Annotated in this window: 12 protein-coding genes; 10 read left to right on the forward strand and 2 right to left on the reverse strand. The window is 67.1% G+C overall.

The annotated features are described in order from the left end of the window. The 8 genes from hydG to JSV65_12565 form a co-directional block, all read left to right on the forward strand. Nucleotides 1–883, forward strand: an 883-nt coding sequence (hydG, locus tag JSV65_12530) for a [FeFe] hydrogenase H-cluster radical SAM maturase HydG (protein UCH33395.1), incomplete at its 5' end; no start/stop codon positions are given. 17 nt (nt 884–900) lie between these two features. Then, nucleotides 901–1,959: a [FeFe] hydrogenase H-cluster radical SAM maturase HydE gene (hydE, locus tag JSV65_12535; GenBank protein UCH36771.1), complete on the forward strand. Its 1,059-nt coding sequence runs from the start codon at nt 901–903 to the stop codon at nt 1,957–1,959. A 49-nt stretch (nt 1,960–2,008) separates the two neighbouring features. Further along, nucleotides 2,009–3,316, forward strand: coding sequence for a [FeFe] hydrogenase H-cluster maturation GTPase HydF (gene hydF / locus JSV65_12540; GenBank protein ID UCH33396.1), 1,308 nt, complete (start codon nt 2,009–2,011; stop codon nt 3,314–3,316). Between the two features lie 75 nt (nt 3,317–3,391). Further along, nucleotides 3,392–4,237 (forward strand): sulfide/dihydroorotate dehydrogenase-like FAD/NAD-binding protein, encoded by an 846-nt coding sequence (locus JSV65_12545; GenBank protein ID UCH33397.1) that lies wholly within the window; start codon nt 3,392–3,394, stop codon nt 4,235–4,237. Beyond that, the gene (gltA, locus tag JSV65_12550) at nt 4,212–5,606 is read left to right on the forward strand and encodes an NADPH-dependent glutamate synthase (GenBank protein ID UCH33398.1); all 1,395 of its coding nucleotides are present in this window, start codon (nt 4,212–4,214) and stop codon (nt 5,604–5,606) included. The genes JSV65_12545 and gltA overlap by 26 nt, the downstream gene beginning before the upstream one ends. A gap of 269 nt (nt 5,607–5,875) precedes the next feature. Continuing rightward, entirely contained in the window at nt 5,876–7,921 is a 2,046-nt protein-coding gene (locus JSV65_12555; GenBank protein ID UCH33399.1) for a 4Fe-4S dicluster domain-containing protein, read from the forward strand. Beyond that, complete coding sequence (locus JSV65_12560) at nt 7,918–8,340, forward strand: response regulator (protein UCH33400.1); 423 nt, start codon at nt 7,918–7,920, stop codon at nt 8,338–8,340. Before JSV65_12555 ends, JSV65_12560 begins: the two co-directional genes overlap by 4 nt. After that, complete coding sequence (locus JSV65_12565) at nt 8,337–9,836, forward strand: response regulator (GenBank protein UCH33401.1); 1,500 nt, start codon at nt 8,337–8,339, stop codon at nt 9,834–9,836. The genes JSV65_12560 and JSV65_12565 overlap by 4 nt, the downstream gene beginning before the upstream one ends. Before the next feature lie 267 nt (nt 9,837–10,103). On the opposite strand, the gene JSV65_12570 is transcribed toward JSV65_12565, so the two are convergent. After that, a complete protein-coding gene (locus JSV65_12570) occupies nt 10,104–13,994 on the reverse strand; it encodes a carboxypeptidase regulatory-like domain-containing protein (GenBank protein UCH33402.1) in 3,891 nt (1,296 codons plus the stop codon). A gap of 647 nt (nt 13,995–14,641) precedes the next feature. On the opposite strand from JSV65_12570, the gene JSV65_12575 reads away from it, so the two are divergent. Both JSV65_12575 and JSV65_12580 read left to right on the forward strand, forming a co-directional pair. Continuing rightward, nucleotides 14,642–15,628: a family 10 glycosylhydrolase gene (locus JSV65_12575; protein UCH33403.1), complete on the forward strand. Its 987-nt coding sequence runs from the start codon at nt 14,642–14,644 to the stop codon at nt 15,626–15,628. A gap of 95 nt (nt 15,629–15,723) precedes the next feature. Next, complete coding sequence (locus tag JSV65_12580; GenBank protein UCH33404.1) at nt 15,724–17,061, forward strand: sulfatase; 1,338 nt, start codon at nt 15,724–15,726, stop codon at nt 17,059–17,061. Between the two features lie 83 nt (nt 17,062–17,144). On the opposite strand, the gene JSV65_12585 is transcribed toward JSV65_12580, so the two are convergent. Further along, nucleotides 17,145–19,298 (reverse strand): sulfatase-like hydrolase/transferase, encoded by a 2,154-nt coding sequence (locus JSV65_12585; protein ID UCH33405.1) that lies wholly within the window; start codon nt 19,296–19,298, stop codon nt 17,145–17,147. Nucleotides 19,299–19,302: the final 4 nt, after the last annotated feature.

A 19,302-nucleotide genomic window follows, 5' to 3' on the forward strand; every position in this document is an offset into this window, starting at 1 on the left:
TCTGCCCGTGGACGGCTTCCGAGCGCTGAAGGACGCCGGCATCGGCACCTACCAGTGCTTCCAGGAGACGTACCATCCCGACCAGTACAGCTATCTGCATCCGTCGGGACGCAAGGCCGACTATCAGTGGCGGCTAGGCTGCATGGATCGGGCGTTCGAGGGCGGCATTGATGACGTCGGGATGGGAGTGCTGTTCGGGCTGTACGATCACCGCTTCGATGTGCTGGCGCTGCTGGCGCATGCCGCGTATCTCGACGAGCGCTATGGAATCGGGCCGCACACACTGTCCTTCCCGCGCATCGAGCCGGCGCAGAACGCGCCCGCCGCTGAGGCGCCGCCCGCCCCGGTGAGTGACGACGACGTCCGCTTCATCGTCGCGGTGCTGCGCCTCGCGGTTCCCTACACGGGGATCATCATGAGCACGCGCGAGACAGCCGAGATGAGGCGCGAGTTGTTCGGCCTCGGCGTGTCTCAGCTTTCCGCCGGCTCGCGCACCTACCCCGGAGCCTACTCCGACGGCCGCGCGCATGTGGAGGAGGCAGAGCAGTTCGCCCTCGGCGATACGCGCTCTCTCGACCTGGTCGTGCGCGATCTGTGCGAGAACCGCTACCTGCCGAGCTTCTGCACCTCGTGCTATCGCCTGGGACGCACCGGCAAGGACTTCATGGACATAGCGAAGCCGGGCCTGATCCAGCGTTTCTGCACGCCGAACGCGCTGCTGACGTTCCAGGAATACTTGCTCGATTACGCCAGCCCCGATACCCGCGCGGTGGGCGAACGCCTGACGGCGCAACTGCTGGGGCAAGTGGCCCCCGCCTTGCGAGCGAAGGTGAAAGAACGGCTCGCCGCGATACGCGCGGGAGAGCGAGATCTGTACCAGTGAAGGACAACGCCGCAGCGATTCTGACGCGCCTGGAGGCCACCGGCCGCGCTTCGCGCGAGGAACTGACGCTCCTGCTCGGCGCGACCGGGGCGGATGCCGCGGCGCTGTATGTGGCGGCGGACCGGGTGCGCGCGGCCGCGGTTGGCGATGAGGTCCACCTGCGGGCGCTACTTGAGTTCTCGAATCACTGCCGGCGGAACTGCCTGTACTGCGGCGTGCGCCGCGAGCGGCGGGATCTCTCCCGGTATCGGATGCGCCCGGAGGAGATACTGAGAACCGCGCACGCTGCGGCGGCGCTGGGATATCGTACGGTGGTTCTACAGTCGGGCGAGGATGCGACGTACACGGCCGCCGGGCTGGCGTCATTGATACGGCAGATCAAGCGGGAATGCGACGCGGCAGTGACGCTGTCCATCGGCGAGAGAACGGAAGAGGAATACCGGCTGCTGCGCGAAGCGGGGGCGGACCGCTATCTGCTGCGGATCGAAACCTCGTCGCCCGCGTTGTACCGCGACCTGCATCCGGACTCGGACTGGCACGAGCGCCGAGAGCGGTTGCGCGTGCTTCGACGGCTTGGGTATCAAGTCGGGTCGGGGGTGCTCATCGGGGCGCCCGGCCAGACCGTGGAAATGCTCGCCGACGATCTGCTGTTCCTGCAGGAATTCGAACTGGACATGATAGGCGTCGGACCATTCATCCCCCACCCCTCCACCCCCCTCGGTGGAGCGCTCCCGGGCGCGCTGGATATCGCGCTGGGGTTCGTCGCGCTGCTGCGTTTGCTGTGTCCGCAAGCGCTCATCCCAGCGACCACCGCGCTCGGGGCGCTCCATCCCGAGGGGCGAGAGCGGGCGCTGCGCGCGGGCGCCGACGTGCTCATGGTCAACGTGACTCCGTACCGGTTCGGACGACGCTACGATCTTTATCCGGGTAAGACATCTATAGGGGACGGGGCAGCGGGGTGCCGCCGCGCGGCGGAGGAGCTGGTTGCGAGGCTCGGGCGCCGCGCGGCCAGCGGCTACGGGGACAGCCGACTTCCGGGCGCTCACCCCCGGGTGTGCCAGGGGGCGCCGGCATGAGCGAGCGCCGCCGCGCGCCACAGGCGCCCTGCCGCAGACCGGACGTGATATGAGCCAGACGCTTAACGATACGCCGCTCGGCAGCCGGCTGCACATCGGCATCTTCGGGCGGCGGAATGCGGGCAAGTCGAGCCTCATCAATGCGCTGACGAACCAGGATGCGGCGATCGTCTCGGACATCCCGGGGACGACCACCGACCCGGTACGCAAGGCGATGGAGATACAGCCGCTGGGGCCGGTGGTCATCATCGACACCGCAGGGATAGACGACACGGGGTCTCTCGGCGAGGCCCGCATTCGGCATACGCTGCGGGTGCTCGACAAGACGGATGTCGCGCTGCTGGTGCTCGACCCGCAGGCGGGCACGGATCGCTATGAAGACGAACTGGCGGATCGTATCGTCGGTGCCGGCGTGCCGTTGATCGCCGTCGCAAACAAGACCGACCTCGGACTGGGCGATGATGCTCTGGTTGCCTGGGCCGCCTCGCGCGGCCTGCCGCTTGCGCGCTGTTCGGCCACCACGCGCCAGGGCATAGACATCGTGAGGACGCTCTTGATCAAGCACGCGCCGACGGGGTGGGTCATGCCCACCATCCTCGGCGACCTGATCCAACCGGGCGACGCGGTGGTCCTGGTCGTGCCGATAGACAAGGCGGCGCCCAAAGGGCGGCTCATCCTGCCGCAGGTGATGACGATTCGCGATGTAATCGACAATGAGGCGCACGCCGTTGTGGTCAAGGAGCGAGAGCTGCGGCACTGTCTGAGCACACTCGCGAGGCAGCCGGCCCTGGTGGTCACGGATTCGCAGGCGCTGCTGAAGGCCTCGGTGGACACGCCGCCGCAGGTGCCGTTCACGAGCTTCTCGATTCTGTTTGGACGATACAAGGGCGACCTGGAGGCGCTCGCGCGCGGGGCTCGCGCGGTGGATGATTTGCGCCCCGGGGACAAGGTGCTCATCGCCGAGGCATGCACCCATCATCCGGTGGGAGACGCGATCGGACAGGTGCAGATCCCGCGGTGGCTGCGTCAGCATGTCGGCGGCGAGCTTGACTTCAGCTTCGTCGCCGGGCAGGATTACCCGGAGGATCTGTCACCGTACGGGTTGGTGGTTCACTGCGGCGGGTGTATGATAAACCGTCAGGAGATGCTGTCGCGCATTGAGCGCGCCGAGCGCGCGGGCACGCCGATCGTGAATTACGGCGTGCTGCTGGGACGGATGCACGGCGTACTGGAACGGGCGCTCACGCCGTTTCCGCTTGCGCTCATGGCGTACGAGCGAGCGGAGGATGAGCGGCTGCCGACGGGCCTGCCGCTCGCAGCGAGAGGGCAGAAGTGCGCGGCGAGGCGTCGGGCATGACGAGTGGCAAGGCATAAATTGTCGGTCGGGGCGGAGCGCTCGCGCGACTGCTCGCGACCGGTGGAGGGTAGCTAGGTGTTTCGTGTTCGTTCAGCCACTGGACTCGGGCCGGACTTGACGCGACTCGACATCGAGGCGCCGGATCTGGCCCGCGCGGCTCAGCCGGGGCAGTTCCTGATGCTACGCATCGACGAGGAGGGGGAACGGATTCCGCTGACGATCGCGGACAGCGATCCCGACGCGGGGACGGTCAGCGTCATCTTCCTCGCCGTGGGCAAGACAACCCAGCAGCTGAGCCGTCTCAAGCCGCGCGACGCGGTGCTCGACGTCGCCGGCCCGTTGGGGCGGCACATGGAGATCGAGAAGGTCGGGACCGTCGTGTGCGTCGGCGGCGGCGTGGGCGTCCCCGCCCTGTACCCCAAGGCGCGCGCGCTCAAGCACGCGGGCAATTACGTTATCAGCGTCATCGGGGCGCGGACCGCCGAATTGCTGGTGCTGGTGGACGAGATGAGCGCCATCAGCGACGAGGTGCGGATCACGACGGACGACGGATCGCGCGGCCGCAAAGGGTTCGTGTCCGACGAACTCAAGGACATGTTGGAGGACACGTCACGCGGGATTGACCTCGTGGTCGCGGTCGGGCCGATTCCGATGATGGCGGCGGTGGCGGAGACAACGCGGCCATACGGGGTGAAGACCCTGGTGAGCCTGAACCCGATCATGGTGGACGGGACGGGAATGTGCGGCGGCTGCCGGGTGACCGTAGGCGGCGAGACGAAGTTCGCGTGCGTTGACGGCCCGGTGTTCGACGCCCACGAGGTCAACTTCACAGAGCTAGCGAAGCGCCAGACGAGATTCGTTGATTTCGAGCGGCGCGCGAAGGAGGAATACGAGCATGCCTGCCGACTCCAGCAAGCCTGAGCGGCCCCCGCGCCAGCGCATGCCGGAACAGGACGCGAAGGTCCGCGCCGGCAACTTCGACGAGGTCGCCCTCGGCTTCACGGAGGAGTTGGCGATCGCCGAAGCCTCGCGCTGTCTGCAGTGCAAGAAGCCGAAATGCATCGCGGGTTGCCCGGTGGGCGTTGACATCCCGGGCTTTCTGGCTCTCGCGGGAGAGGGGAAGTTCGCCGAAGCGGCCGCGCTGCTGCGGGAGAAGAACAGCCTGCCCGCCATGTGCGGGCGCGTATGCCCGCAGGAGACTCAGTGCGAAGGAGTGTGTGTGCTCGGACGCAAGTCGGAGCCGGTTGCGGTGGGGCGCGTCGAGCGCTTCGTCGGCGACTATGTCCTGGGCCGAGGAGACTTGAAGTCCGCTGCCCCTGACGGGCCGCGCGTGGCAGTGGTCGGGTCCGGGCCGGCGGGCCTCACGGTCGCCGGCGACCTGGCGCGGCGGGGCTACCGCGTGACGGTGTTCGAAGCCTTGCACGCAGGCGGCGGCGTGCTGCGCTACGGGATTCCGAATTTCCGTCTGCCGAAGACCGTGCTCCAGGCGGAGACTGACTACGTGCGCGGCCTCGGCGTCGAGTTGCGGCTGGATGCCGTCATCGGGCGCCTGTACACCTTGCCGCAGCTCCTGGAGTCAGGCTACAGCGCGGCGTTCATCGGCACCGGTGCGGGCACGCCGCACTTCCTGGAGATCGAGGGCGAGAATCTGAACGGGGTGTACTCGGCGAACGAGTTCCTGACGCGCGCGAATCTGATGCAGGCGTACCGCGTGGGCGAGGTCGACACGCCGATATGGGTCGGCGACCGGGTGGTCGTCGTGGGCGGCGGCAACGTGGCGATGGACGCAGCGCGGGTCGCGCTGCGCCTGGGCGCGCGCGAAGTGAGCATCGTGTATCGGCGGTCGCGCACCGAGATGCCGGCGCGCGCCGAGGAGGTCGCGCACGCGGAGGAAGAGGGCATCCGTTTCGAGATGCTGACCAACCCGACGCGCATTCTGTCCGACGGCGACTTCTGGGTCGGCGGCATCGAGTGTCAGCGCATGGACCTGGGCGAGCCGGACGAGTCGGGGCGGCGGCGGCCGGTGCCGCGCCCGGGGTCCGAGTTCGTCATCGCGGCGGACACGGTCATCATCGCCATCGGCACCGCAGCCAACCCGCTCGTCCAGCAGACCACGCCGGGGCTCGCGGTGAACCAGCGCGGGTACATCGTAGTTGACAACGAAACAGGGCTGACGAGCTTGCCTCGGGTGTACGCGGGCGGCGACATCGTCACCGGCTCGGCGACAGTCATCGAGGCGATGGGCGCGGGCCGGCGCGCGGCGTCGGCGATCCACGAGGAATTGAGCTAGGAGGCATCGGGGCAGGCTCGCGTCGCGCCTGGCGCTGCCGGGCGGCGGCTGTTGAGGGTTACGCTCACGTTTTGGCATGGCTCGCAGGCCTTTGCGCCTGCTGATTGCTTGGTCCGGAGGGTCTCGGGCAAGGAGGAACCGAGACGAGAGGGCGGATAGCCCGGGACTCTCTTGGGGACGGGGCGAGCGATGCGACTGCTTGCAGTCGAGTCGGGTCGCGGACCCTGCTGGGTTGGATCGAGAAGCCGGTCGGACGGAGCAGGAAGAGCATGGGCGACATGGCAAGCATTGTCCAGACCGTGCCGGAGAAGTGCAAGCGCTGCTACACGTGCGTGCGGAGCTGCCCGGCAAAGGCGATTAAGGTCGAAGGGGGGCAGGCGCGCGTGATCGAGGAGCGCTGCCTGACGTGCGGCAATTGCATCCGCGTGTGCGCGCAGCACGCCAAGTCGGTCGGGAGCGGACGGCCGGAGTTGGAGCAGATTCTGGCCGGGAGCCGCCCGGCAATTGCGTGTCTCGCGCCGTCGTTCCCGGCGGCGTTTGAGGCGGTGTCGCCGGGGCAAGTCATCGCCGGCCTGCGCCAGCTCGGCTTCGCGCAGGTCATGGAGGTTGCCTATGGGGCCGAACTCACCGCGCTCGCCTACCGCGAGCTGCTGAGCGGCAAGATCCCGACGCCGGTCATCACGACGCCGTGCCCGGCGTTGGTGTCTTACGTCGAGAAGTATCTGCCTGAGCTGATCCCGAATCTCGCGCCGATCGTTTCACCGATGATCGCGCTGGCCCGCTTCATTCGGACGAAGTACTGCCCGGAAGCGGCGGTCGTGTTCATCGGCCCCTGCACTGCAAAGAAGGCGGAGATACGCGACGAGGCGATGGCGGGCATTGTTGATGTCGTCCTCACCTATGAGGAGACGCAGCAACTGTTCGCGCAGGACGGCGTGGCGCTGCACGAACTGGCGCCAAGCGAGTTCGACGGGCCGCGCGCGCGCTTCGGCGGGATTTTCCCGGTTTCCGGCGGCCTGCTGAAGACGGCGCACATGGAGAGCGATATTCTGGAGAACGACATTATCGTCTCCGAGGGCGTGGACCGCGCCCTGGACGTGCTGCGGCAGACGATGGACGGCGCGCTCAACGCGCGCTTCCTCGATCTGCTGTTCTGCAATGGCTGTATCGCCGGCCCGGTGATGGGCAACGACCTCAGCATCGTCGCGCGCAAGGAGTTGGTAGTGCGCCATGTGCGACAGGAGCGAGCAGCGGCAAGCGAGGCCGCCACCTACTACAACGCGCTGATGGAAGCGCGGGAGGGCCTCGACCTCAGCCGGAGCTTCCACGACCGGTCGATGCCCTTGTCGATGCCGAGCGACGCAGAACTCGCGACCATCCTGGCGCAAATGGGCAAACACGAGCCGGAGGACGAACTCAACTGCGGCGCATGCGGGTATCCGACGTGCCGGGACAAGGCGGTGGCCGTGTATCAGGGGCTGGCCGAGGCGCAGATGTGCCTGCCCTTCCTGATTGACGAGCTGGAGACGACGATCCAGGAACTGGCGGACTCCAAGGTGCAGATCGAGAAGGCGCAGAGCTTGCTGATCCAGAGCGAGCGCCTTGCCTCGATGGGGCAGCTCGCCGCGGCGGTTGCCCACGAACTGAATAACCCGCTCGGCACCGTGCTCATTTATGCGCACACCCTGCTGCGCGAACTGCAGACTGGCGATCCGCGCCGCGACGATGTGCAGATGATCGCGGCCGAATCCGAGCGCTGCCGCAAGATTGTCCGCGGCCTGCTCGATTTCGCGCGCAAGCGCAGCCGCCAGGCGGATGCGGTTGACATCGGCGCGGTGCTCGAGAACGTCATCGGGATCGTGCAGAAGCACGCGGTCTTCAGCCGAGTCAACATTGACCTGCGTGTCGCGCACGATCTACCCACGGTTGACGGCGACGCCGACCAGCTCACCCAGGCGTTCGTGAATCTTGCGACCAACGCAGCCGAGGCCATGCCCGACGGGGGCAAGCTCACGATCTCGGCGTGCCCCCATGACGGCGATCGGGTGGACATCGCCTTCACGGACGAAGGCGTAGGCATCTCCGAGGAGAACCGCCAGCGTCTGTTCACGCCGTTCTTCACGACCAAGGCGGGAGGCAAGGGCACGGGCCTGGGCTTGCCCATCGTGTACGGCGTGGTCAAGATGCATAGCGGCGATGTCCGCGTGGACAGCGAGGTCGGCAAGGGCACCACGTTCACCATTACCCTCAACCGCTGGCGGGAGGGGATCGAGGAGACCCCGGTGGCGCCGGAGCCGGGCATCATCGGCCAGTGAGCGCAGCGACGACGATACTGATTGTGGACGACGACGCCGACTTCGTGGCCGTTTCCCGCGCCGCTCTCGAGAGCGCCGGCTACGACGTGCTGGTCGCGGAAGACGCACCGAGCGGCTTTCGGACGGCCGTTGAGAGGCGGCCTGATCTGATCCTGCTCGACCTGATGATGGAGGAGACCGACTCGGGGGTGCGCCTCGCGCACGACCTACGACGCGATCCGGCTACCCGTCGGACGCCCATCGTCATCCTCACCGCGGTGCGGCAAGCGACCGGTTTCGACTTCACGCCGAGTGGGCGCGAGGACCGCGAGTGGATCGCCGCCGACGAATGGATCGAGAAGCCGATCGCGCCGTGGGATCTCGTCAATCTGGCCGCACGGCTACTCGCGGCTCCGACCGAGGAGGGCGACCCATCGTGAGCAGCGCCCGTATCCTGGTGGTGGATGACGAACAAGGCATCCGCGAAGGCTGCCGCCGCGTCCTGACGGCCGAGGGCCACGAGGTGGACACGGCGGACGACGGCGCGGCGGGGCTCGAGGCGTTCCGGGCGGACCACTACGACCTGGTGCTGGTGGACCTGCGGATGCCCGGGCTGTCGGGCATGGAACTGCTCGGCGCACTGCGCGAGCACGATGCGGACGCCGTCGCCGTCATCATTACCGCCTATGCCAGTTTGGACACGGCGGTCGAGGCAACCAAGCGCGGCGCCTACGATTACCTGGCCAAGCCGTTCACCCCGGACGAGCTGATGGCGATCGTCACGCGCGGCCTGGCGCACTGTCGCCTGCTGACCGAAGCGCGCAGGCTGCGCGAGCAGCGCGAGCGCGACTTGTTGGCGCTGGCGAGCGAGCAGTCGCGCCTGCGCACCATCATAGACTGCATGGCCGACGGGCTGCTGGTCATGAACCGTGATCATCAGCTCGTCCTGTACAACCCGGCGGCCCTGCGACTTCTGCGCCGGGACGAGCTGACCCTCGGCGACCTCGCCTCGAGATGCCTCGACTGCCCGGAACTCGTGGACACGATCGAGACCACCCTGAAGACGCAAGCGCCGACCAGGACGCAGCGCGAGTTCACGATCGGGGCGGGGCAGGATGAAACCGTGGTGCGCGTCACCGCGGTGCCGGTGGTTGACGAGAAAGGCGAAGGCCTCGGCGTTATCGCGGTGCTGCGCGACGTGACGGCGCAGAAGGAAGTCGAGCGCGTGAAAGCGAGCTTCGTCAACATGGTGTCGCACGAGCTGCGGGCGCCGCTGTCCGCCGCGCGCGGCTATCTCGACGTGATCCTGGACGGATTCGTCGGCGACAACCCTGAGAAAGAGCGGAGGATGCTGACGCGCGTGCGCGCGCGCACCGACGGGTTGCTGTCCCTGGTTGACGACTTGCTCACCGTGTCGCGACTCGACCAGCCGAACCTGCCGCGCACCGTCGAGCCGGTCGCGGTGGCGGAGCTTCTCTCGGACACGGTGGAACTGTTCGCGGCGGAGGCAGAGGCGCACCAGGTCCGCATTCAATACGCCGTGCCCGCAACGCAGCTGTCGGTGATGGCGAATCGCGAAGAGTTGCGGCAGCTGTTCACGAATCTCATCAGCAATGCGGTCAAGTACAACCGCGCGGGCGGCTCGGTCACCGTTACCGTGGACATGGTCGGCGAGAACGTTCGGGTCGCGGTGAGTGACACCGGGCTCGGCATACCGGCGGACGCCATCCCCGACCTCGGGCGCGAGTTCTACCGCGTCAAGACTTCCGAGACGCGCGAGATCGTGGGCACAGGCCTCGGGCTGTCGGTGGTCAAGCGCATCCTCGCCGCGTATCACGGCCGCCTCGAGATCGCCTCACGGGAAGGCGAGGGCTCAACCTTCACCGTCTTCCTGCCCAAGCTCGCGACGGCGGGGGAGAAAGCGCCGGCGACCTGAGCCATTCGCCCCGGTCACGCGCCGTTCCGGGCGGCGACGCTCCACTGACTGTATAGCTGCGGCGTGTGCACGCGATGAGGGCTGGAGCGGCAGGCGCCCGCGCCGATTGCCCGCCGCGGATCTCACGACGCGCGGTGCGGCCGGCGCGAGAAGCGCGGGGGCCGCGCGGTCCGAAAAAGCATGGGCCGATCGAGGTGCTCGATCGGCCCACCCTGAAGATCGCTCTGTTGCCCGACGACCGGGGTCGAGGCGACGGATGAGCGCCAGCTACTGCGGCTGGAGCCAGAAATTGACGTAGGTCGTCGCGCCGGCCGTGACCGGGATGTCCTTCCTGGTCTGACCAAGGTACCCGGCCTTGCTTGCGCCGACGACGTAGGTCCCCGCCGGCAAGTCGCTGGCGATCTCGTATACGCCCCACGGCGCCGTGGTTGTGCCCACTGCCCACAAGACGCCCCCGCTGCGCGCGAGGATCGTCGCACCGACAATCGGCGTGCCCGTGTCGTAGTCTTTGACCTGTCCTTTGAGCTTGCCCGAAACCGGGAGTGAGAAGTTGACGTAGGTGGTCGCGCTCTCGGTCACGGTGACGCTCGATTTGGACTGCCGCACGTAACCCGGCATGGATGCGATGACCGTGTAGGTGCCTGCCGGCACACTGGTGCCGAACTCGTATACGCCGTAGGGCGCGGTCGTGACCGTGGTGGCGACTACCGAACCGTCGAGGTACATGCCGATGGCGGCGCCGACGAGCGGGAGGCTGGTGCTCGCGTCCTTTACCTGACCCTTGAGCGGGGCGGGGCGGGGCGCAAGGGCGAAGTTGACGTAGGTCGTGGCGCCGGCGGTCACCGGGATGTGGGCTTTGGTCTGTGTCACGTAACCAGCTTTGGAGGCGACGACGACGTACTCGCCCGCGGGCAGGTTGGTGAGCATGAGGTAAATGCCGCGGCTATCGGTCGTCGTGGCCGCACGCAACTCGCCTCCGAGGTACGCGGCGACGGTGGCGTTCGGTATGTTGATCGTGGTGTCCCGCTCGCGCACTTGGCCCATGAGGATGCCGGAGATCGGGAGGTCGCAGTTGACCTCGACGGTTCCGCCCGCGGGCACGATCACCCCCGCCTGAGTCTGGCCCACGTAGCCCGGCTTGTAGGCCTTCACGGTGTATGCGTCGGGTAGGAGATCGGTAATCGTGTAGGCGCCGCTCGAGTCGGTCGTCGCCGAGCCGCGCAGTTGGTCGCCGCTGTAGGCCTCCACGGTCACGCCTTCGAGATACGTCGCGGTGCCGGCAACGCGCACGCGCCCCGTCACGGCGCCCGGCTGGGCGGGCATTTCGGGGAAGACGAGCAGACCCCAACCGTAGTCGGCGAGGTAGGCATAGCCGCCGCCGAGGACGACGTCGCTGGCGGTGCCCGGCGTGTCCCAATAGGCAACTTCGCCCGGCGCCTGCGGGTTCCACACGGCGATGATGCGCAGCCCGCCGTACTGATCCGGCACGTACACGTACCCGCCCTCGTACTCGACGTCGACCGCATAGTGGGGGGTATTGAGGTGGCCGACTTCGACCGGAGCAGACCGGTCCGAGACGTCTATGATGCGCAGGCCCATCCACGAGTCGGCGACATAGGCGTAGCCCCCGCCGACCGCGACGTCGCGCGCGTAGCCCGGCGTGTCGCACCAGCCGACCTCGACCGGCGTCCACGGGTCGGAGGCGTCTATGATACGCAGCCCCGACCACTCATCGGTGACATAGACGTCGGTGCCGACGGCCGCCACGCCCCAGGACCAGCCGATGGTGTCCCAGTAGCCCATGCCGACCGGGTCCCACGGGTTCGATACGTCAACCACGCGTACGCCGGGGAAGTTGTCAACGACGTAGGCATACTGCCCGGACACGGCGACGTCCACCGGGTCACCGGGGCTGAGCCACGCGCCAGCGAACACCGGATTCGCCGGGTTCGCAAGGCTCCACACCCAGAGGCCGGCAGCATCCGTAGTGTAGAGGTAGTCCCCGGCCACGACCATGCTGTTCACGCCGCTCCATAGGTCGAAGAAGCGGACATGTGTCGGGTTGGACTTGTCCGACACGTCTACGACGCGGATTCCCGGAGGGCCATCGGCGAGGTATACGTAATCGCCGCTGACGGCGACGGCGCGGGCCCGCCCGGGCCGCTCGAGGTACGACCGCTCGACCGGGTCTTTCGGCGTCGGCAGCTCGGCGACGCGCAGGCCGCCGAAGTCGTCGGCGATATAGACGTAACCGACGGGCAGGTCTTCGAAGCCTTCTTGGAGATACATATAGCCGGGCTGGACGGCAACGTCGGTGGCGAATCCCGGGGTCACGACGGCACCGGCCTCGGTTGGATTGGCGGGGTCGGACACATCAATCAGCCGCATGCCCGCATGGTTGTCGGCCACGCACACATAGCCGCCGAGCAGTGCCACCTTGCGGGCGTAACCCGGCGTATCGCAGCGAGCCACTTCGAATATGGTGAACGGATCCGAGACGTCGATGACGCCCAGGCCCGCGTGGCCGTCCGCGACGTACACGTACGGTCCCGTGAAGCGGCCCGAGATCGCCACACCCCAGGCGTAGTCGGCGGTGCCAAGCGTTCCCTCGGCTTGCGGCGCTGCCGGATTGGAGACGTTGACGACTTGGATGCCGCCGTAGCCGCATGCGAGATAGGCGCGTCCCTGCGCGACCGCTATGTCCACGATGTCGCCGGAGACATAGAAATACCCCGCCCACGCCGGCTCCTCGAGGTCGGTCAGATCGATGATGACGAGGCCCGTGTCCGCCGCGACATACGCATACAGCTTCTGGTTTTCCTCCTCGCCGACGGTCTGCACGACGACCTTCCAGGCCCAGCCACCTGCCGGCACGGTGTTGACGTGAACGGGGTTGAGGGGATCGGACACGTCGACCACCTCCACGCCCTCGTAGCCGTCGGCGATGAACACCAGGTTTCCCAGAGCCGTCACGTTCTGGGCATATCCAGAGGTGTCGTAGATGCTCAGCGGCACCGGGTTCAACGGGTTGGCAATGCCGTAGATGCGCATCCCGCTGAGGCCGTCGGCAACGTATGCGTAATCGCCGATCGCAGCGACTCCCAGTGCCCAATCGGGCGTGTCGGAGTCGGCGACCTCGACGGGCTGCTCCGGGTCGACGACGTCCACGACGCGGACGCCGGCGTACTCGTCAGCGACATAGGCGTATCCGGAGTCCACCGCCACGGCACTCGGCCATGCGACGGGGGTAGGGGTTGTCCACCACGAGACCTCATACGGCCACGGGGGATCAGACACGTCGAGGACAACCACGCCGCCGGACCCCATGGTGACGTACGCATATCCGTAGGGGGAGAGGGTGATGCTCTCGATGAACGGCTCCGGCCAGTCTCCCGCTTGCTCGGGCGCGGTGGGATCGGAGACGTCAATGACGTTGAGACTGCACCCGTCAACGCCGACGTACGCGTACCGTCCTCGAGCGGCGACGGCACGGTGGTACATCGGCTCTTCATCCTCCGGTGTCTGGATGACGATGCCGCCGACGAACTCCGGGCGTGCGGGATCGGATACGTCCACGATCCGCAGACCTCCGTAGCCGGCCGTCACGTAGGCGTAGTCCCCCCAGATCGCGAGCCTCACGGCGTTAGCATCTTCAAAGGCGCAATTGCCGACGCGAACGGGGTTCTCCGGGTCAGTGATGTCTATGATGACAACGCCCTGGCACGCCGCCGCGACATAGGCGTAATCGCCGACGACCTCGACATCCGAGGCAGCGCCCGGGCTGGTATCGCCGACTGCGACCTCCACCGGTAAGGTAGGATCGGACACGTCTATCACGCGCAGGCCGGCAGAGCTATCCGCGACATAGGCATAGGCGCCGGACACGTCAAGGGCGACGGCCCAGTTGGGCGTGTCGCAGTAGCCCAACTGCACCGAGCTAAAGGGATCGGTTACATCCAGCACGGTGAGCGCGCCGGCTGCTGCGACATACGCGTAACCATCCTGCACCACGACATCGTACGGGATGCCGCCCACCAACTGCCCCTCGGGCGGCCACGTGCCGCCTTCGGCGCCGACCGGCGGCGCGACCGCGCCGGCGATGACCACGAGCAACCCGATGAAGCTGACGACGGGCGCAATCCGGACAGCGCTTTTCATATCTCCCTCCGGGCCGGTGGGTTCGGGACGATCGTCCCCGTCTCGAGGCGGGTATCCAAGAAGCCGAGTGCTCGTCGGGTCAACGAGTGTTCGGCGAGCGCGGATCGGGATAGGGGAAGTACGCGGGCGTCCTGGAGCGAGCCGGCAGCGGCTCTCCAATGCGCCCCCGGAGTCGCGGAAGTCAGTGTCGCGTGGACGGCCATTGTCCAACTCCGCATGTGCCGCCGCGCGGGCTGCGAAACGCAGGTACATACGTCACAGGAGTACGCTCGCGTCCGCGGCAACGCCCGCTCCTCGCGGCACGCCTACGCCACGATCGGCGGGAAAGGTGTAACAACGGCGAGCGCCCGCACGTCGGTCACCACAGCGTGTATTCGACAGCTAACCAGTGGGCGTATTCGTTGCTTGCGCCGCCAATCCCTTCTCTTTCGCGGCAAGATTCGTGCCATCGCGGCGCCGCCCTTGGGGCCGTTACGTATCGGCGGCGGGGCCGGGCGATGCCCTGGCGGATGCACGCGCGTGACGCCGTACGGTTTGCAAGGTGTGTCGCGTGCCCGCGGCGAATGCGCCAGCAGGCGCTGCCGGTCCGGGTGTATGGACCGAACAGCCGCTATCTCGCGCGAGCGACGCCAGAGGATGGCGCGGTCATGCAGCTAGCCGTGTGGACACAACCGTATGTTGACCTGCGATCGTCCGCCGACATCGCGCCGCTGCTCGACCGCTTGGCGCAGGGCGGCGTCGGCCTGTTGTTCCCATGCGTGAAGTCGGAGGTGCATTTCACGGGCGGGAAGTCGCTCGCGCACTTCTCCACTGACCGCATCGAGGAAAGCCCGCTCGGGGACGTTCTGGAGCCGCTGTGCGCCGAAGCCCGCAAGCGCGGGCTGGCCGTTCACCCCTGGTTGTGCGCGCTTCTGGAGGGCGATTCGACGTTCCTGCGCGAGCATCCCGACGCAGCGTGCTGCGCCTTCGACAACTTGAACGCGGAGGTGCGCACGGGGATGGCATGCCCGGCCCACGCGGAGACCCGGACGTTCGTCCGCGATATCGTGGGCCGGATCGTCGAGGATTACGACGTCGGCGGCGTGCACCTCGATTTCATCCGCTACCCCGGACTTCGCACGTGCGCATGCTCGAAGTGCCGCCGGGATATGGCGCGCGAGATTGGCGCGCGCCCGGAGGACATTCTCACCAGCGGCGCGGCGCGGCGCTGGTGGCTGGCGCGACGGCGAGACAACATCTCGCGGCTCGTCGAGTCGGCGAGTGAAGCGGCGCACCGCAGCGGTAAAGAAATGTCGGCCGCGGTGTTCTGCGATTATCCGCGCGCGCTTGACGAAGTCGGCCAGGACTGGGTGGACTGGTGCCGCCGGGGGCTGGTTGACATCATCGTGCCGATGAACTATAGGGAGCGGCTGACTGATTTCCTCGCGGCGGCCGTCGAGCATCGAGCTCTCATCGGCGACGATGCCAGGATTCTTGAGGGTATAGCGAAGACGACGGAAACGGTATCATTGAGTCCGGCGGAGTTGGCGGCGCAGGTTGCAGCCGCGCGGGACCTCGGCTGCGCGGGCGCGTCCATCTTTGCCGCGCGCAGCTTGACCGAAGATGACCTGGCGGCGCTACGCGCGCTGCGCTGAAGCTCGGCCGCCTTGCGCTCTTCGCTCGGGAGGATAGGATCATCAACGTCGTCCTGATAGTCGCCGACACGCTGCGGGCGGACTACTGCGGCTGCTTGGGCAATCCGTGGGTGCGCACGCCGAACATTGACGCGCTGGCCGCCGCCGGCGCGTGCTTCGACTCGTTCTACGCCGCGAGTTTTCCCACAGGGCCGATGCGGCAGGATCTTCACTCCGGCCGGTACACCTTTGTCAACATGCGCTGGGGCACGCCATGGCGAAAGCAGGACAAGACTCTGGCGCAGGTGCTGCGCGGGCGCGGGTATGTGGCCGCGCTGATCGGCGATACGCCGTCGAACCGAGGCTTTGAGACCGGCTTCGATCATTTCGAGATTATCCCCGGGCAAAGTGGCGCGGACCTCAACCCCACCGGCCGCGGGCGTCCATTGCCCGCGAGCGCGCGCAAGCTGCGGACTCCGATCCGGCGGCTGCGCAACATCCTGCGCACCGAAGCCATGTGGCGCGGGGAGGAGGATCGCTTCGTCGCGCAGACGATGCGCGCGGCTGTGGCGTGGCTCGAATCGCAGTACCGTTCGACGCGGCCCGTCTTCCTCTTCGTGGATACGTTCGATCCGCACGAGCCGTGGAATCCGCCGCAGCATTACATCGATCTGTATGATCCGAATTACCGTGGCGATGAGCTGTTCGAGCCGGCATACGAGCCCGCCGATTACGCGAGCGCGGCCGAGATTCGCTACATGCGGTGTCTCTACGCGGCCGAGGTGACGCTGGTGGATCGGTGGATCGGGTATCTGCTGGACGCACTGGAACGCCTGCGCATGTCCGACGACACGCTGGTGTTGCTGACGAGCGACCACGGGTTCTATCACGGCGAGCACGGCTTGATCGGCAAGGTTCAACTGCAGCGGAACGGCGTCATCTGTCGCCGCTATCCGCTCTATCGGACGATTCTGCAGGCGCCGCTTATCATGCGCGGGCCGGCGGTCAAGGCGGGCAGAAAGGTGGCCGCGCTGTGCCAGCCGCCGGATCTGATGCCGACGATTCTCGATTTCGTCGGGGCGCCGATACCGGCGACGGTGCAGGGCGCCTCGCTGCGGCCGCTCATGGAGGGCAAGCGCGGCGGTGCGCGGGAGGCCGTGGGCAGCTACACGTTTCTCCAGGACGCGGCGGTGAGGTCTCCTTCGACGCTGCGGACGAAGGACTGGAGTTACATCTACGGCGGCGACGAGGCGGCCAGCGAGTTGTACGACCTGCGGAGCGATCCCGACGAGCAGAACAACGTGCTGCCGACGCGCCGCGCCCAAGCGGAGCGGCTCCACGCCCGTTACGTCGAGTTCCTGGAGCGCGTGGGGTGCCCGCGCGAGTACCTGGAACTGCGCGCCGAGTTCGACCCGAAGCCACGCAAGGGGCTACCGCGGCAGCGCTGGCTGTGAGTGAGGGCCGGGGCGGCGCTCTACGCGAACATCATTCTGAAGACCAGGTCACCGACGCGGGCCCTCGCGGGGGACGGCCTGCGCTAGTCCGCCACGTAGCCGATGGCGCGCAGGTGTCTCAGCACGCTCGGCGACAGGGCGCGGGGCTCTTGAGGGTATCGCGCCCACCAGGCGATGGAGCGCGCGCTGTCTCGGGCCAACGCGATGAGCCGTTCTCGCGACTCGGCCGCCGCAGCCGGGTCACCGGCCAGGTTGCGGCGCTCGCCGGGGTCGGCTCGCAGGTCATAGACCTCTACCGCCCGGGATTCGGTATGGAAGATCACCTTGTGCTCGGGCGTCCGCAGCGCCTTGAGTTCCTCGCCGCGAAGGGCGCTCTCTGCGTACATCTCGCGCCCGTCGCGTGATGCCGGTCCATTGCTCAGGTTCTCAAGCAACGTTTGCCCCCGCACACCGCGTGGGATCGGCAGGCCGACGACGTCCAGCACCGTTGGCATCAGGTCAATGAGGCCGACCAACCTAGACACCCTTTTGCCCGCGTGGTGTCCATGCGGGAACTTGATCAGCAGTGGCACGTGAAGCAGCTCGTCGTACATGCTATGTCCATGCTCCCAGCCGCCGTGATCCCAGAACTCCTCCCCGTGGTCGGCGGAGATGATGATGAGGGTGTTGTCATACATCCCCGATTCACGCAGGTGCTTCAGGAGACGCCCAAGCCATCGGTCGGCGTATCGCACTCCATCGTCATACAACGCCTCCATGTAACCCTTGTCGTCGGGAGTCAGTTTCGCGCGGCCGGAGCGCATATCGGAACGCAGTTTGACATAGAACTCGAGTGTAGAGTGAAAAGGGGGGTGCGGAAAAGCGGCGAGGGTCGCGGGTGATTTCTGGGGCGGATCATAGGGCGCGTGCACGTCCATGAGGTGTATCCATAGGAAGAAGGGCTGGTGTCCCTGCCGCGACAGCCACGCGCAGGTATCGTTGATCACCCGCCTGGCCCTTACGATATCGCGCTCCCCACCGCCCGAATACCGCGGAGGGTCGTGCAGCGCCCTGGCAACAGCCCGACCTAGTGAGGTCCGGACAAACCACGCTTCGTACCGTCCGAGCCGTGGTAAGGCCGGCGCCCTCTGGCCGGCAGCATCAGGCGCGCAGCGGAAACTGACGAACCCGCTGGCGAAGCCTCGATCGCGTCTGAGGTGACCGTTCGTCAGTTCCGCCCGAGTCATGTACCCCGCTCTTCGCAGCAGCTCAGGCAAAGTCGGGTCTGGCGTGAGAACTCCTCCCTCGCGGGAAGGGCGGCTCGTTCGCACCATCGGACGCCCGGCGCCGACCTCCGACGGGAAACGGGACGCGAGCATCGAGCCCATGGAGGGAACGGTCCAGGGCGCAGGAGCAAGAGCATTCTCGAACAGGACGGCGTCGCGGGCAAAGCGATCCAGTTCCGGGGTCAGGCCTTGCACACTGCCATAGCAGCCGAGCCGGTCAGCGCGCAAAGCGTCAACGATGACCAGCAGCACGTTCGAAGCGCCTGGAGACGGCGCGGGGAACGCGATACGTATTCCCGCCAACCCAATGACCAGCAGGAAAGCAACCGGCCAGAAGGTCCACACACGCGCCCATGAGCGATGCTGCGTGGGGGCGACTCTGGTGCCGGCGCATTTGCGCCATATCAGCCAGATCGCAGCGAAGGCGGCCGCACCGGCAGTGACTGCGCCTATCTTCTCACCGGCGCTGGTGCCATTGGCTGCCCCTCGCATCCATAAAGCCCCGCCGAGTAGATAACCGGCTGCCAGGCCGGCTGCGGCGGGAGCGCCGCTGACGCGCCGCCGGGCGGCAAGCACGGCAGCAAGCGAGACGAACGCCCCGACCGCGCTGCTGACCAGGACGACTTTCGCGGCAAACAGAGCCAGGACATCAGCCGGCAGGTCGAGTTCAGCGCGGGCGGTCATGAAGTAGGCGGTCAGCGCCCCCGCGCCGACTGCCGAGTACAAGCGCCAGACCTTCGCAGGGCTCAGAGGCCGCAGCAAGGCAATGATGCCTCCGAGAACGCCCGCCGGGATGAGCGCGGCGGCGCCCAACGCGGAGTAGATGCCGACGGTTAGCGCCCACAACGGCCACAGACCGTCGGCGGCGGGTGAGCGCTGGTGCGCCACCGCGGGCGCCAGCGCTTCGCTGACGCCGACGGCCATGCCGATGAACATCCCGACAGTGGCCGCGACCCTCAAATGTGCTCGCATTTGG

Source organism: Armatimonadota bacterium (assembly GCA_020354555.1).
In the GTDB taxonomy this organism is placed as follows: Bacteria; Armatimonadota; Hebobacteria.

Coding starts and splice junctions, on each gene's coding strand:
- JSV65_12575 (UCH33403.1), top strand. CDS start 14,642: ATGCAGCTAGCCGTGTGGACACAACCGTATGTTGACCTGCGATCGTCC.
- JSV65_12585 (UCH33405.1), bottom strand. CDS start 19,298: ATGCGAGCACATTTGAGGGTCGCGGCCACTGTCGGGATGTTCATCGGC.
- gltA (UCH33398.1), top strand. CDS start 4,212: ATGCCTGCCGACTCCAGCAAGCCTGAGCGGCCCCCGCGCCAGCGCATG.
- JSV65_12570 (UCH33402.1), bottom strand. CDS start 13,994: ATGAAAAGCGCTGTCCGGATTGCGCCCGTCGTCAGCTTCATCGGGTTG.
- JSV65_12555 (UCH33399.1), top strand. CDS start 5,876: ATGGGCGACATGGCAAGCATTGTCCAGACCGTGCCGGAGAAGTGCAAG.
- hydF (UCH33396.1), top strand. CDS start 2,009: ATGAGCCAGACGCTTAACGATACGCCGCTCGGCAGCCGGCTGCACATC.